This is a genomic window from Chelatococcus sp. KU-N122 (assembly GCF_055391085.1).
Map to the genome: position 1 here is coordinate 1,608,886 of NZ_AP043981.1, position 14,703 is coordinate 1,623,588.

Below are 14,703 nucleotides of genomic sequence, written 5' to 3' on the forward strand. Positions count from 1 at the left end.
TTCGTTCGGGACTCGTTCCGCTTGTAGCGACGGCGGACGGCGTCCCGCAGGCCGGCCGGCAGGCCGGCGTGTTCGCCCCGTGGGCGTGGGGCCCGGAGCATCGCGATCCGATCGCGAAGCGCTCCAGGCCCTGCCCCGAACGGTCTTCCTCCCGGCGCCGCCGTCTGCGCCCTGCCCGGCCCATGACCATCACCACACTTCCCGCCTCCGTGCGTGCCCGCGGCGTCACGGCCGTATTGGGCCCGACCAACACGGGCAAGACGCACCTCGCCATCGAGCGCCTGGTGGCTCACGAGACCGGCATGATCGGCCTGCCGCTGCGGCTGCTGGCGCGCGAGGTCTACCAGCGCGTGGTCGAACGCGTCGGCCCCGAAGCGGTGGCGCTGGTCACCGGCGAGGAGAAGGTCAAGCCGGCGCGAGCGCGCTACTGGATCGCCACCGTCGAGGCGATGCCGCGCGACATCGACGTGGCCTTCTGCGCCATCGACGAGATCCAGCTCGGCGCCGACTTCGGCCGCGGCCACGTCTTCACCGACCGCCTGCTCAACATGCGCGGCCGCGCCGAGACCCTGATCATCGGATCGGCGACCATCCGGCCGCTGGTCGAGCACCTGCTGCCGGGCGCCAACATCGTATCGCGGCCGCGGCTTTCGACGCTCGCCTTCGCCGGCGAGAAGAAGGTGACGCGGCTGCCGCCGCGCTCGGCCATCGTCGCCTTCTCGGTCGAGGAGGTGTACGCCGTCGCGGAGCTGATCCGGCGCCAGAAGGGGGGTGCGGCGGTGGTGCTCGGCGCGCTCTCGCCGCGCACCCGCAACGCCCAGGTGGAGCTGTTCCAATCGGGCGACGTCGACTACCTGGTGGCGACCGACGCCATCGGCATGGGCCTCAATCTCGACCTCGACCACGTCGCCTTCGCCGGCGACCGCAAGTTCGACGGCTTCGGCTTCCGCCGCCTGACCCCGGCCGAGTTCGGCCAGATCGCCGGCCGCGCCGGGCGCCACATGCGCGACGGCACGTTCGGCACCACCGGCCGCTGCCCGGCCTTCGAGCCCGAGCTGGTGCAGGCGCTCGAAAATCACAGCTTCGATCCGCTGCGCCAGCTGCAATGGCGCAATGCCAGCCTCGACATGCGCTCCATCCGCGCCCTGCAGGCCAGCCTGTCGGTGGTGCCCAAGGAGCCCGGCCTCACGCGCGCGCCGATCGCCGACGACGTGGCGGTGCTCGAAGTGCTCGCCGCCGACGCGGAAATGCGCGACTATGCCAAGCGGCCGGCGGACGTCACGCGCTTGTGGGACGTCTGCCAGGTGCCCGACTACCGCAAGGTCTCGCCGCAGGCGCATGCCGAGCTGGTGGGCACCCTGTTCCGCTCGCTCATGCGCGACGGCGTCATTGCCGATACGTGGTTTGCGCGCCAGATCGACCAGGTGGACCGCACCGATGGGGACATCGATGCGCTGTCTGCTCGCATCGCCCAGGTGCGGACGTGGACCTATGTGGCCAACCGGCCGGACTGGCTGATTGATCCGGAGCATTGGCAGGGGCGCGCCCGTCAGGTAGAGGACAGGCTTTCCGATGCCCTGCACGAGCGGTTGGCGAGCCGTTTCGTCGACCGGCGGACCAGCGTTCTGATGCGCCGCCTCAGAGAGAATGCGCACATGGAAGCAGAAGTAACGCCGGCAGGCGACGTGAGCGTAGAAGGCCAGCACATCGGCCAGCTCAGCGGATTCCACTTCGCGCCCGACCCGGACGCGAGCGGCCCGGAAGTGAAAGCACTGCGCGCCGCCGCCCAGAAGGCGCTGGCGAGCGAGATCGAGGCACGGGCCGAGCGGCTCTCGGCCGCCGCCGACGAAGCGCTGGTGCTGTCCAACGACGGCACCGTCCGCTGGCTCGGCGATGCGGTCGCCAAGCTCGCCGCCGGCGAGAAGCTGCTGACGCCGCGGCTCATCCTCATCGCCGACGAGCAGCTCACCGGCGCAGCCCACGACAAGGTCGAGGCACGGCTCGAGCTGTGGCTCAAGGCCCACGTCGCCAAGCTGCTCGGCCCGCTGTTCGCCCTCGAGGAGGCCGCCGACCTGACGGGCCTCGCCCGCGGCATCGCCTTCCAGGTGGTCGAGGCGCTGGGCGTGCTCGAGCGCTCGCGCGTCGTGCAGGACGTCAAGGCGCTCGACCAGGCCGGACGGGCGCAGCTGCGCAAGCACGGCCTGCGCTTCGGCGCCTACCATATCTATGCGCCGCAGCTGCTGAAGCCGGCGCCGCGGGCGCTCTCGGTGCAGCTCTGGGCGCTCAAGCACGGCGGCCCCGCCGCCAAGGGCGTCGACGACCTGCCGCACCTCGCCGCCTCCGGCCGCACGTCGATCCCCGTGGACCCGGAGGTCGATCGGCAGCTCTACCGCGCCGCGGGCTTCCGCGTCTGCGGCAACCGCGCCGTGCGCGTCGACATTCTGGAGCGGCTGGCGGATCTCATCCGTCCCGCCGTGACCTATCGGCCGGGCGTCACGCCCGGCGATCCGCCGGCCGGCGCCGCCGACGGCGAAGGCTTTGTCGTGACGGTGTCGATGACCTCGCTCGTCGGCTGCTCCGGCGAGGACTTCGGGTCGATCCTGCGCTCGCTCGGCTATGTGGCCGAGCGGCGGCCCGGCCCACCCATCACCGTGCCGCTGGTGCCCAAGGCACCGGTGACGCCGGTCGTGGTCACCGATGCGGCGGCCGCGGCGGACCCGGAGGCCGACGCGGATCATGAGGTCGACGGCGGCGTCGAGACGCTGGCCGGCACCGCGGTGGACGACGACGCAAGCCCGGACGAGGGGCTCGAGGCCGACGCCGCGGCGGCACCCGAAGCGATAGCGACGGCGCCCGAGGAGGCTGCCGACGTGACGGCCGAGCCGCAGCCGCCTCACGCCGACGCGCCGCAGGCCGTCGAGACCGAAACGGCGGCCGAGACGCCGGCCGCTGCGGCCGCGGAGCCGGCGACGGCGGCTCAGGAGCAGGCCGAACCGACGAGCGGCGACGATCAGGCCGCGGCCGACGCGGGCGCAACGGACCATCCGGCTGCCGAGCTCGCTGCCGCCGAACCGGACCGGCCGGCCGACGAGCCGGCCGTGACGGAGGCCGAGGCCGCGACCGAGACGGCGGCCGCTGCGCAGACGGAGACCACTGCGCAGACGGAGGCCGATGCGGAGACGGAGGCCACCGCCGAGACGGACGTCACGGCGGAGGCTGAGGTCACGACCGAGGCGGCGGCCCCGGCGGAGGCCGATGCGGTCGCCGCGGCGCCCGCGCAGCCCGCCGAGCCCGAGGTGATCGAGGTCTGGCGTCCGCACCGCCACCAGCACCAGCGGCAGAACCGGCCACGGCATGACGGGGCGCGCTCGCAGGGCCGCGGCTTCCGCCGTGACGGGGCAGCGCAGGGCGGCGCCCCCCAGGGCGAGCAACAGCGCGCCGGCCAGAGCCCTGACGGACAAGGTGACGACCGGGGCGACGGGCAGCGCGGCGGGGCGGGACGTCCCGGCCGCTGGCGGGGCGGCCAGCGCCCGGACCAGCGCCGTGACCAGCGGCCCGAACGGCCGGCGGAGGCGGGGGCGGGCGAGCACCGGGACGGCGGCCGCGGCGGCCGCAAGGACGGCGGCCGCGGCGATCGTCGGCCCGAGTTCCGGCCCGACAACCGGGGTGACCGGCGGGGCGGCGGCCCCAAGCACGACAAGGCGCCGGATCCCAATTCACCCTTCGCCAAGCTGCTGATCCTGAAGGAGCGCATGGAGTCGGGCGAGCGGTGAACGAAGCGCCCGCGCGCCAGCGTCTGGACAAGTGGCTCTGGTATGCCCGCATGGCCAAGACGCGGAGCGCCGCGGCCAGGCTCGTCAGCGACGGCGCCGTGCGGGTCAACGGCGTTCGGGCCGAGGCCCCGGCCCGCGCCGTCAAGATCGGCGACGTGCTGACGCTGGCGCTGCCGCATGCCACCCGGGTGGTCGCCATCAAGGATCTCGGCGAGCGGCGTGGGCCGGCCCTTGAAGCCGTCGAGCTCTATGACGACATCGGAGGAGGCGGTGGCTGACGTCGCGGCCGGAGCCCTCCCGGTCAGGCTGCGACCGTCGCCAGGGACGCTCCAGGCTTCCGACACGCGCCCGCCCGATGGCGGGTCGATCTGCGCGAGGCGCTTGGGCATGCCCCATCAGCTGGGGATCCGATCGGTCGGAAATGCTCCAGCGCCTCGAATCCGGAGCGCTTCTTGCCGGTCGGACGAGGCCACTGATTGGAAGCGCTCTAGTCATTGCGACGCAGCGACGCTTGCGCCGGTAGAGCGGAGCCGCTAGAGCGCCCTTTCGCGAAAGCCCGACGGGCGGGAGTCGCTCGAGAGCGCACGGGTGGACACCTGGCCTCGGCCCGAACGGCAACTCCTCGATCGCAACGGCCGATCGTCCCACCACGGCACCGGAAAGGTCCCCGAGAGGCACCGATGACCTACGTCGTCACCGAGAATTGCATCAAGTGCAAGTATATGGATTGCGTGGAAGTCTGCCCCGTGGACTGCTTCTACGAGGGCGAGAACATGCTCGTCATCCATCCGGACGAATGTATCGATTGCGGTGTCTGCGAACCGGAATGCCCTGCCGAAGCGATCAAACCCGACACCGAGCGGTCACTCGAGGATTGGCTCAAGCTCAACGCCGACTACGCCAAGAGCTGGCCCAACATCACCCAGAAGCGCGACGCGCCCGCTGACGCCAAGGAGTGGGACGGCAAGCCCGACAAGCTCAAGCTGCTCTCGCCGGAACCAGGCCAGGGCGACTGAAACGGCGGCTGCCGGAGGCGGCGGCTTCAAGTGGATTCGAGAGGCTGAATGACGCCCTGCGGTGTGGCCGCCGGAGGGCGGTCAATAGCGCGTGCTTTGATTCTTCGCTAATTTGTGATATACAAACGCTTCCAGTCGAGCGTGCCCAATGCGTGGCATCTGAGGGCTTGCGCGTTTCCGGAAGATAGATACCCCCCAACGTGTGGCCCGGATACGTTTTCCGGCCGCAAGCGAACGGGTTTTGACTTCATCGACTGCTCGGCGGCCGGCAGCGAGAGCTGTCGGCCGGCATATATCGACGCCTGATGACAATTTGGCGTCGGCTGCGTCCTTCAAGGACCGTGATCAGGAGGCGTTCCGAATCATGACTTCAAAGAAAACAGCTCACCGGCTAGGTTTCAAGACAGGCGAAGCAATTGTTTATCCCTCTCACGGCGTAGGACACATCCAAGCGATCGAGGAACAGGAGGTTGCCGGGTTCAAGCTTGAGCTGTTCGTCATTAGTTTCGAGAAGGACAAAATGACGCTGCGCGTTCCGACCGCCAAGGCGGCGAGCGTGGGCATGCGCAAACTGGCCGATACCGACATCGTGTCGAAGGCGTTGCAGACGCTCTCCGGGCGGGCGCGCATCAAGCGCACCATGTGGTCGCGCCGGGCGCAGGAATACGAGGCCAAGATCAATTCCGGCGATCTGGTCGCCATCGCCGAGGTGGTGCGCGACCTCTATCGCTCCGAGGCGCAGCCCGAGCAGTCCTACAGCGAACGCCAGCTCTACGAGGCCGCGCTCGATCGGGTCATCCGTGAGCTTGCGGCCGTCAACCGCATCACGGACACGGAAGCCCGCAAGCTCGTCGATCAGAGCCTGGCGAAGAGCCCGCGCAACGCCCCTAAGAGCGAGGCCGGGGCAGCGGCGGATGCGGACATCGACGCCGACAGCGACGACCTGCAGGAAGAGGCGGCCTGAGCCGTCATGCGTGGGGCGGAGGTGACGAGCCTCGGGCCGTCACACCGCTCGTGACGACACGGCGCCCGTGAGCGCTTCAGGCGGCGCTCCCGCCTTGCGGATCATGCTTCGGACAAGCCCGGCCCCAGGCCGGGCTTTTTTTTGCCCGCCGTCGGGCGCGCCAGTCGGCCGTGGAACCTGCGTCAGGTTGGCGCGTTTAGGACATCGGTCGCGGCTGGAGCTGATCCGATCGGGACATGCTCCAGCGTGCGCGATCCGTGCACCGTCCGGCGAGCGTCGGCTGCTTGGCCAGGCGGCGCTCGCCGGACGGGCGTCGGACATGGGAGCGAGGATGGGTGAGATCGCTGGGGTGGCGCGCCACGTCATGCATGCCGCGACGAAAGCCCCTTACCTCGAGCACGACGAGGAGCGCGAGCTGGCGGTTCGCTGGCGCGACCATCGCGACGATGCGGCCCTCCACCGCCTGACGTCCGCTCATCTGCGCCTGGTGCTCGCCGTCGCCGCCCGCTTCCGCCGCTACGGGCTGTCGGCCTCCGACCTGGTGCAGGAGGGCAGCGTCGGGCTGCTCGAGGCGGCCCTGCGCTTCGAGCCGGAACGCAACATCCGCTTCTCCACCTACGCCGCCTGGTGGATCCGCGCCTCGATGCAGGACTATGTGCTGCGCAACTGGTCGATCGTGCGCGGCGGCACGAGCTCGTCGCAGAAGGCGCTCTTCTTCAATCTCCGCCGCGTCAAGGCGCGCGCCGAGCGCAACGGCGAAACCGTCGGCGACGCCATGTACGGCGACATCGCCGCAGCGCTCAACGTGTCGCGGCGGGACGTCGAAGCCATGGATGCGCGCCTGTCCGGGCCCGACTTGTCGCTCAACGCGCCGCTGGCCGGCCCCGACCAGGCCGAGCACATCGAGTTCCTCGTCGACGGCGAGCCGCTGCCGGACGAGCGCGTCGGCGAGACGATCGACAACGAGCGCCGGCTCGCGCGCCTGCGCCAGGCGTTGTCGACGCTGAACGAGCGCGAGCTCGAGATCGTCTACGAGCGCCGCCTCAACGAGGAGGCGACGACGCTCGAAGCGCTCGGTCAGCGGCTCGGCATCTCCAAGGAACGCGTGCGGCAGATCGAGAATCGCGCGCTGGCCAAGCTCCGCGCGGCGCTCTGCGACTGGCAGCCCGCCGACGCCGCGGCCTACGCCTGAGGCGAGAGCGGGCTTTTGGGATCGGCTCTACTCGACGATGACCTTGTAGCGCCGGCCCGGCTTCAGCGCCTGGCCCCTGGTCAGGCTGTTGAGGACGAGGAAGCGCTCATACCCGTTGTCGATGGAGGCCATGCGGCTCGCCATGGTTTCCGTCGTGTCGCCTTCGCTCGCGGTGAGCACCTCGATCCTGAACGGCTTGATCGCCGCGAGCTCGTCCGGGCTCAGCTGGTGCAGGCTCTGGAAGGCGGTGCGGAACGCTGCCTCCGCTTCCGATGTCAGCGTCTTGGTGGCGAACAGCAGCCGGAAGACGCGGCCGCCCGAGCGCGCCGCCCCGAGCAGGAACGACCATTCCTTGCCCCTGGCCACGGCCGTGGCGGCCGGCATGCCGTTGACCGTCGTCGAATGGATGCTGGCATTCTGGAGGCCATCGATCCAGCCCGAGGCCAGAAACGACTCCAGGCTCTCCGTCTCGGCCACCTGCACGTTGTCAAAACGCAGTGCCTGGCCATTGGCATGATTGACGCCCAGCACCGCCTCGGAGGTGTTCTCCAGGCTGAACCCCTCCGGCGCGGTGAAGCCGACCATCAGCGTGGGATGGGCGAATCGGCGGCCGCGAATCATGCCCTCCGCCGGGTCGTCGCCGTAGACGAGGCCTTCGATGGCGGTGAGATAGCGGTTGCGCTCGTTGTCGCCGGAACCGGGAGGCCCGATCTGGCGGGCGGCCGCGATGGCGGCGGTGACGCGCTCGGGCGTCGACGGGTGCGAGGACAGGAAGTCCATGCCGCGGCGACGCTGCCCCGCCGAGGTGCCGGCGTTGCGGCCGAGTGAAACCAGGAACCGCGAGGCGCCGTAAGGATCGAACCCGGCCCTGCCGATGGTGGCCACGCCCATACGGTCGGCCTCCAGCTCCTGCGTGCGCGAGAAGCTCGCCAGCGTGACCTGGCCCTCGTTGCGGGCGATCTTGCTGGCGCCCGGATCGTTCAGCACCTCCGAAACGACGCGGCTGACGAGCTCGGAGCGCTGCTCCAGCTCGGCCCGCGCCAGGGCATGCTTGGCCGTGACATGGGCGATCTCGTGGGCCAGGACGGCGGCGACCTCGGAATTGTCGTTGGCGAGCGCCAGCAGCCCGCGCGTCACGTAGACGTTGCCCGTCGGCAGAGCGAACGCGTTCACGACGGGCGAATTGAGGATGGTGACCTTGTAGGTCTGGTCTGGCTGATCGCTGGCGGCCGCGACGCGCCGCACGATATCGTCCAGGTCCCGCTCGAGGGCGGGGGAGCGATACTGGCCGCCGAAGGTCGCGACCAGGCGGTTGTGCTCGCGGTCGGCCGCCCGCTCGAGGCCGAGAATGCGCGGCGCCGCCTCCGGCAAGGAGGCGGACGATCCCCCCTGCTGGTCCGTGGTGCAGCCGCCGAGCACGGCCACGCACGCCAAGGCGATCACCCGTGACCGGGTGCGACGCACGATCGGGGAGTGAAACACCAAGCCTACGCTCAACGCGTCTCTTCCATGCCGGCGAGCTCGATCTCATCCGGCGATACGATCTCGATCAGTGGACCCCCGCGGTCTTGGACGATCCCCCGCACACGGATCCGACGCTGTCGCAGGACGGATGCGGACATGCCACGATCGACGAGAATACGCCAGACAGGTTTCGGGACCGTAACCGTGGTGTCCTCGGTCCAGCGGTGGCCGAAATTGATGTAGGTGAACGCCTTGCGCTCACCGACGCTGGCGGCGCGGCCCTCGATGACGACGAAGCGGCCGACGAGCGCGCGCAGATCATCCACCTCGCGCGCCTGATAGACGCGATAATGCAGTTCGCCCCACATGCCCAGCTTTTTGCGCTGCGCCAGGGCCTCAGCCTGGCGCAACGGCTCCAGGCAGGCACTCGGCGGCCTGGCACCGCCATCGGGCCGGAGGCGGGCCAGGCCGCGGCCGGCGAGCAGCACCGGCAGGGTCTCGTCCGCCTCGCCGTCGTCGCGCAGGGCCGCCACCTGGGCCGGCAGCCGGCCCCAGCGGTCCTCGGCCGCCATGGGCAGCACCAGCACGTCGCGGCCGACGAAAGCCGCCAGCACCGCGTGCACCGTGGTCCTGAACTCGGGCGGGATGTCGATCCAGGGCAGCCTGAGCTGCCGCCCGTCGGCCAGGGTGACCTCGCCCGCCGGAGCGACCGCGGCGACGCGGGCCGGCTCCGCGTCGGCAAGGCACGGCGGAGCGGGCGGGCGCTCCTGCGCCGCTCCCGGCGTCGAGACCGCGCAGGCGAGCGCCGCGGCGCCGGTGACGTGAAGCGGCGCGGCCATCATGCGTGGCGGTGCGAATGTCCGGCCGAAGGCGCAACGATGCACGTCTCGACGCTATCAAAACGCGCCCGATGTGATAAACACGCGGGCGGTCGCCGCCGGATCGCGCTGCCCCTGCTGGGGAAGCAGCGTACGGTTCGTTGGCCGGCCGGCACGATGTCGTGGATGGCAACAAGGTCCCGGTAGCTCAGCAGGATAGAGCACAGGTTTCCTAAACCTGGGGTCAGGGGTTCGATTCCCTTCCGGGACGCCACATCAGCCATTCGCCTGTCCATTCCGCCCGACGATTCTGCCACATGCGGCCGCACGACGGAACCGTCGCCGCCCCGCCCGGTTGATGTGGGGGACGGCCGTTGCGGCGACGGACCCTGATTCGGCCCGACTGTGGCGTGCGTCGGCTGAACGGGCCCTGAAAGGACGGGGGAGCGAATGGCGGGGCACCCGCGGTGAGCAGCGACGGTGTCCTCGCCCGGTCCCGCCAGGTTGAGCCGGCACCGCCCGTCCCGGTCGAGACGCTCATTCCCGCCCGGCTCGACCGGCTGCCATGGGGACGCTTCCATACGCTGGTCGTGGTGGCGCTGGGCGTCACCTGGATCCTGGATGGCCTGGAGGTGACGCTCGCCGGCTCCCTGGCCGGTGCGCTCACCAAGAGCCCGGTGCTGGCCTTCAGCAACGCCGACGTCGGCCTCGCCGCGAGCGCTTATCTGCTCGGCGCCGTCCTCGGCGCCCTCGGCTTCGGCTGGCTGACCGACCGGCTCGGCCGCAAGCGACTGTTCTTCATCACGCTGGCGCTCTACATCGCCGCCACGGCGGCCACGGCCTTCTCCTGGAACCTGTGGAGCTTCATGCTGTTCCGGTTCCTCACCGGCGCCGGCATCGGCGGCGAGTACACGGCCATCAACTCCACCATCCAGGAGCTGATCCCGGCCCGCTACCGGGGCCAGACCGACCTCGTCATCAACGGCAGCTTCTGGGTCGGCGCGGCGCTCGGCGCCGCCGGCTCGCTGGTGCTGCTCGATCCAGCCATCATCGACCCGGAACTCGGCTGGCGGCTCGCCTTCTTCATCGGCGCGGCGCTCGGCCTCGTCATCCTGGTGCTGCGCACCTGGCTGCCGGAGAGCCCGCGCTGGCTCATCATCCACGGCCGCAAGGCCGAGGCCGACCGCATCGCCGCCGAGATCGAGGCGGCGCTGGAGGCCCAAGGCAAGCAGCTGCCGGCGCCCGCGGGCGGCCCGATCCGCCTGCGCCCGCGCACCCACACGCCCATGGGCGAAGCCTTCACCGCGCTGTTCGTCGTCCACCGCCGGCGCGCCCTGGTGGGGCTGGCGCTGATGGTGGCGCAGGCCTTCTTCTACAATGCCGTCTTCTTCACCTACGCCCTGGTGCTGATGGATTTCTACGGCATCCCGGCGGCGCACATCGGCTGGTACATCCTGCCGTTCGCCGCCGGCAACTTCCTGGGCCCGGTGGTGCTCGGGCGCCTGTTCGACACGCTCGGCCGGCGCATCATGATCAGCGCGACCTATCTCGTCTCGGGCCTGCTGCTCGTGGCCACGGGCGCCCTGTTCGCCGCCGACCTGCTGTCGGCCACGACGCAGACGCTGTGCTGGTCGGTCATCTTCTTCTTCGCCTCGTGCGCCGCGAGCTCCGCCTACCTCACCGTCAGCGAGACCTTCCCGCTCGAGATCCGGGCGCTCGCCATCGCCATCTTCTACGCCGTCGGCACCGGCATCGGCGGCGTCGCCGGGCCGGCCGTCTTCGCCTGGCTGGTGGAGACCGGATCGCGCCAGGCGGTGTTCGGCGGCTACGCCTTCGGCGCGGCGCTGATGATCGCCGCCGCGGCCGTCATGTGGGGCTGGGGCATCGCGGCGGAACGCAAGCCGCTCGAAAGCATCGCCCGGCCGCTCGCCGCCCACGACCCGTGATGCCCCATGGAATGGGGTCGGCGCCACGGCCGGTTTGCCGGCGGGCAGGCCGCGTGCTAGCCCCCTTGCCATGAGCAAGGCTCCCCTGGACCTGTCGGGCGACACGCTGCCGACGTTGCGGCGGCTGTGGAGCGGCTGGATGCAGCCGCACTGGCCGACGCTGCTGCTGGTGCTCGCCTGCATCGCGCTGGTGGCGGGAGCGACCGGCCTCTACCCCATCCTGATCAACCACGCCTACGACGCCTTCACCAACAAGGACACCCAGGCGATCCTGTACGCGCCGCTCTTCGTCGTCGCGGTCACCTCGGTGCGCGGCTTCTCGCTGCTGGCGCAGACGATCCTGACCAACCGCGTGGTGACCCAGATCGAAGCCGACATGCAGAGCGCGCTCTATGCGCACCTGATCGACGCCGACCTGGCCCAGCTCGGCCGCGAGAGCCCGGCGGCCTTCACCCAGCGCTTCACCACCGACTTCGCCTTCATCAAGGAGGCGCTGACCCGGCTGTCGACCGTGTTCCTGCGCGACCTGGCGCAGATCATCGCGCTGGTCTGCGCCATGCTGTGGATCGACCCGGTGCTGACCATCGTCGCCGGGCTGGTGGTGCCGTTCGCGGCGATCCCGATCGGCCGCATCGGCAAGAAGCTGCGCCGCGTCGCCACCTCCACCCAGGAGCAGATCGGCGCCATGGCGGGCCTCGTCACCGAGAGCCTGGCCGGCGCCCGCGTCGCCAAGACATTTGCGCTGGAGGGCTACCTCAAGGGGCGCGCCAGCAAGGCCTTCGACGACGTGCGGCGGCTGAAGATGAAGGCGGCCAACGCGCGCGGGCGCCTCGACCCGCTGCTCGAGGTCGGCGGCGGCGTCGCGGTGGCCGGCGTGCTGGTGCTGATCGGCCTGCGCATCTCCAGCGGCACATCGACCGTCGGCGCCTTCACCGGCTTCGTCACCGCGCTGCTGCTCGCCGCCCAGCCGATGCGCTCGATCGGCAACCTCAATGCCATCGTGCAGGAGGCCATGTCCGCCCTGAAGCGCTATTTCACGCTGATGGACGAGGCGCCGACCATCGTCGACCGCCCGGGTGCCGGTGCGCTGGCGGTCACCTCCGGCACCATCACCTTCGACGACGTGCGCTTCCGCTACCGCGACGACGCGCCGGCGCTGGAGGGCATCGACCTCACCGTGCCCGGCGGCAGGACGACGGCGCTCGTCGGCCGCTCGGGATCGGGCAAGTCGTCGCTGATGGCGCTGGTGCCGCGCCTCTACGACGTCACCGCCGGCGCCGTCCGCATCGACGGCACCGACGTGCGCGACGCCACCCTGGCCAGCCTGCGCGCCCAGATCGCCCTGGTGAGCCAGGAGGTCGTGCTCTTCGACGATACGGTGAAGGCCAATATCGCCTTCGGCCGGCCGGGCGCGAGCGACGCGGAGATCATGGCGGCGGCCGAAGCCGCCGCCGCCCACCAGTTCATCGCGCGGCTGCCGGAAGGCTACGACACGCGGGTGGGCCCCGGCGGCTCGCGGCTCTCCGGCGGCGAGCGCCAGCGCGTATCGCTGGCGCGCGCCATCCTCAAGGACGCGCCGATCCTGCTCCTCGACGAGGCGACCAGCGCGCTCGACGCCGAATCGGAAGGGCTGGTGCAGGCCGCCCTGGCACGGCTGATGAAGGGGCGCACCACCCTCGTCATCGCCCATCGCCTGTCCACCGTCCGCGACGCCGACGTCATCGTCGTCATGGACCACGGCCGCGTGGCCGAGGTCGGCGACCACGACGAGCTCGTCGCCCGCGGCGGCCTCTACGCCAAGCTGAGCCGGCTTCAGCTCGCCGACGACGGCCTCATCGTGGAGCTTGCGAGCGCCGCCGACGCCCTGCGGGCGTGAGCCGGGATCGTTCTGAAAGCCTAACGTAAGCTGGACCGCCGCCGGATCACTCCCGGTGCATGACGCGGTCGACCAGCAGGTCCGACAGGAGGCCGGGCTTGAAGCTGCGCTGCAGCGCCTCGGGATCGTAGACCGTCTCGACCCAGGTCAGGAAATCCAGGCCCTTGGCCTCGCCATCCCGTGCATAGGCCTCGAAGAAGGCATCGAGGATGCCGGTCTTGGCGAAGCGGAAATGGCCGTAGCGGATCGACAGCTGCTGCACCGCCTCGGCGAGCGGCCGCTCCTCGTGCAGCAGGAGATAGAGCGCCGCCATGAAGCCGGCGCGGTCGGCGCCCGACTTGCAATGCACCAGCACGGGATAGGTCAGCGTGTCGAAGAAGGCCTTGGCCGCCACGATGGTGTCGCGGGTCGGCGCCTCGCGCGAGCGCACGACGAATTCGGTCAGCGCGATGCCGTGGTGGTCGCAGGCTTCCCGCTCCAGCGGCCAGGAGCCGTATTCGCGGCCGCCGCGCAGATTGACCACGGTCTTCACGCCGGCCCGGGCCAGGGCCGCGATCTGGTGCGGCGCCGGCTGGGCCGCCCGCCAGAACTTGGGCGTGACGCGGACGCGGTTGAGGTAGAAGACACGGAACAGGCCGTGGTCGACCAGCAGCATGTTGGCCCAGGCGCTGAGCCGGTCGACCGCCCCGCCCACCGGCCGATCCCAGCGCGCGATCCGTGCCATGCGCCGGGCGTAGCGCGCTTCGTCCCTCATGTCCCTGCTGAAAGTCATCGACGCTCGTCGTCATCCGCAAATTCGCCACGGCGCGGGCGCGCGGGCTCTTTAACAAAGCCGTCCCCGAATCCCAAATCGGCTCCGAAACAGGCGGCGGTTCCGCCGGAGATGGTGACGAGGGCGGTGCCGCGCTCGCATCCGCATGCGCGGCATTCCATCACGCGTTCGTCACATGCGTTTCCTCTTGTGCCGCGCCCCCGCCTCTCCTAACCTTCACCTCGTGCGCGAGCTCGTCACCAGCATCCGTCGTGCCAAGCCCTCCGATGCCGCGGGCCTCGCGGTCGTGCATGACGCCGCGTGGCGGGAAGCTTATCGCGGCCTCATCCCCGGTGTGGTGCTGGAGCGCATGATCGCCAAGCGCGGGCCACGGTGGTGGCGCATCGCCGCCGCGGCGCGGGCGCGGCCGCTCGTCGTGCTGGACATGGGCGAGCGTATCGGCGGCTATGCCAGCTACGGGCAGAGCCGCTCGCTCGGGCTGCCGCAGGGCGGCGAGATCGACGAGCTCTATCTCGATCCGGTGTTCCAGGGCATCGGGCTCGGCCGGCGCCTGTTCGGCGCGGTGCGCCGCGACCTCGCCACCCAGGGCTTCAAGACGTTCGTGGTCTGGTCGCTGGCCGACAACGATCGGGCCTGCCGGTTCTATGAGGGCATGGGCGGCCGGGCCGTCACCCGTGGCGAAACCCGCTTCGGCGGCGTGCCGCTGGAGCGCGTGGCCTTCGCCTTCGGCTGATAGCTGCGGCGAAATCGCCAGCCCCGGCAGAACTTTGGTCAAATCGTGAGCTTGTTGGCCGGCGCATCTCGCCATAAACAGGCGTGGTCGCAAGCGGCCTTGGAGCGCTTATCGGCGACCGGGTGATGTCCGCCGGGTCGCGAGGCGCT

General features: G+C 70.5%; 11 protein-coding genes and 1 tRNA gene. 9 read left to right on the forward strand and 3 right to left on the reverse strand.

Going from position 1 to position 14,703, the window contains the following annotated elements:
* Positions 1-182 precede the first annotated feature (182 nt).
* The 5 genes from ACZ5PO_RS07150 (at position 183) to ACZ5PO_RS07170 (ending at position 6,945) form a co-directional block, all read left to right on the forward strand.
* The gene (locus ACZ5PO_RS07150) at positions 183-3,773 is read left to right on the forward strand and encodes a helicase-related protein (protein ID WP_464191720.1); all 3,591 of its coding nucleotides are present in this window, start codon (positions 183-185) and stop codon (positions 3,771-3,773) included.
* Entirely contained in the window at positions 3,770-4,051 is a 282-nt protein-coding gene (locus ACZ5PO_RS07155) for an RNA-binding S4 domain-containing protein (RefSeq protein WP_464191722.1), read from the forward strand. Before ACZ5PO_RS07150 ends, ACZ5PO_RS07155 begins: the two co-directional genes overlap by 4 nt.
* A gap of 402 nt (positions 4,052-4,453) precedes the next feature.
* A complete protein-coding gene (fdxA, locus tag ACZ5PO_RS07160) occupies positions 4,454-4,789 on the forward strand; it encodes a ferredoxin FdxA (RefSeq protein ID WP_464191725.1) in 336 nt (111 codons plus the stop codon).
* A 361-nt stretch (positions 4,790-5,150) separates the two neighbouring features.
* Positions 5,151-5,753, forward strand: a complete 603-nt coding sequence (locus ACZ5PO_RS07165) for a CarD family transcriptional regulator (protein WP_464196730.1) — start codon at positions 5,151-5,153, stop codon at positions 5,751-5,753.
* A 331-nt stretch (positions 5,754-6,084) separates the two neighbouring features.
* Positions 6,085-6,945, forward strand: coding sequence for an RNA polymerase factor sigma-32 (locus ACZ5PO_RS07170; protein ID WP_464191727.1), 861 nt, complete (start codon positions 6,085-6,087; stop codon positions 6,943-6,945).
* A gap of 27 nt (positions 6,946-6,972) precedes the next feature.
* On the opposite strand, the gene ACZ5PO_RS07175 is transcribed toward ACZ5PO_RS07170, so the two are convergent.
* The gene (locus ACZ5PO_RS07175) at positions 6,973-8,427 is read right to left on the reverse strand and encodes a M48 family metalloprotease (RefSeq protein WP_464196732.1); all 1,455 of its coding nucleotides are present in this window, start codon (positions 8,425-8,427) and stop codon (positions 6,973-6,975) included.
* Between the two features lie 11 nt (positions 8,428-8,438).
* Complete coding sequence (locus ACZ5PO_RS07180; protein ID WP_464191729.1) at positions 8,439-9,251, reverse strand: hypothetical protein; 813 nt, start codon at positions 9,249-9,251, stop codon at positions 8,439-8,441.
* 173 nt (positions 9,252-9,424) lie between these two features.
* On the opposite strand from ACZ5PO_RS07180, the gene ACZ5PO_RS07185 reads away from it, so the two are divergent.
* The 3 genes from ACZ5PO_RS07185 to ACZ5PO_RS07195 all read left to right on the forward strand — a co-directional run bounded on the left by ACZ5PO_RS07185 (position 9,425) and on the right by ACZ5PO_RS07195 (position 13,049).
* Positions 9,425-9,501, forward strand: a tRNA-Arg gene (locus ACZ5PO_RS07185).
* Positions 9,502-9,694: 193 nt separating this feature from the next.
* A complete protein-coding gene (locus ACZ5PO_RS07190) occupies positions 9,695-11,173 on the forward strand; it encodes an MFS transporter (protein ID WP_464191731.1) in 1,479 nt (492 codons plus the stop codon).
* Positions 11,174-11,243: 70 nt separating this feature from the next.
* The gene (locus ACZ5PO_RS07195) at positions 11,244-13,049 is read left to right on the forward strand and encodes an ABC transporter ATP-binding protein (RefSeq protein ID WP_464191733.1); all 1,806 of its coding nucleotides are present in this window, start codon (positions 11,244-11,246) and stop codon (positions 13,047-13,049) included.
* Positions 13,050-13,095: 46 nt separating this feature from the next.
* Here the strand turns inward: ACZ5PO_RS07195 and ACZ5PO_RS07200 are convergent, their stop codons facing one another.
* Positions 13,096-13,821, reverse strand: coding sequence for a protein tyrosine phosphatase family protein (locus ACZ5PO_RS07200; RefSeq protein ID WP_464191735.1), 726 nt, complete (start codon positions 13,819-13,821; stop codon positions 13,096-13,098).
* A gap of 175 nt (positions 13,822-13,996) precedes the next feature.
* Between ACZ5PO_RS07200 and ACZ5PO_RS07205 the strand changes: the two genes are divergently transcribed.
* Entirely contained in the window at positions 13,997-14,554 is a 558-nt protein-coding gene (locus ACZ5PO_RS07205) for an N-acetyltransferase family protein (RefSeq protein WP_464191737.1), read from the forward strand.
* Positions 14,555-14,703: the final 149 nt, after the last annotated feature.

Excerpts from the sequence above, each read along its gene's own strand:
- ACZ5PO_RS07150 (WP_464191720.1), top strand. The coding sequence starts at position 183 with ATGACCATCACCACACTTCCCGCCTCCGTGCGTGCCCGCGGCGTCACG.
- ACZ5PO_RS07195 (WP_464191733.1), top strand. The coding sequence starts at position 11,244 with ATGAGCAAGGCTCCCCTGGACCTGTCGGGCGACACGCTGCCGACGTTG.
- ACZ5PO_RS07200 (WP_464191735.1), bottom strand. The coding sequence starts at position 13,821 with ATGACTTTCAGCAGGGACATGAGGGACGAAGCGCGCTACGCCCGGCGC.
- ACZ5PO_RS07205 (WP_464191737.1), top strand. The coding sequence starts at position 13,997 with ATGCGTTTCCTCTTGTGCCGCGCCCCCGCCTCTCCTAACCTTCACCTC.
- ACZ5PO_RS07180 (WP_464191729.1), bottom strand. The coding sequence starts at position 9,251 with ATGATGGCCGCGCCGCTTCACGTCACCGGCGCCGCGGCGCTCGCCTGC.
- ACZ5PO_RS07170 (WP_464191727.1), top strand. The coding sequence starts at position 6,085 with ATGGGTGAGATCGCTGGGGTGGCGCGCCACGTCATGCATGCCGCGACG.
- fdxA (WP_464191725.1), top strand. The coding sequence starts at position 4,454 with ATGACCTACGTCGTCACCGAGAATTGCATCAAGTGCAAGTATATGGAT.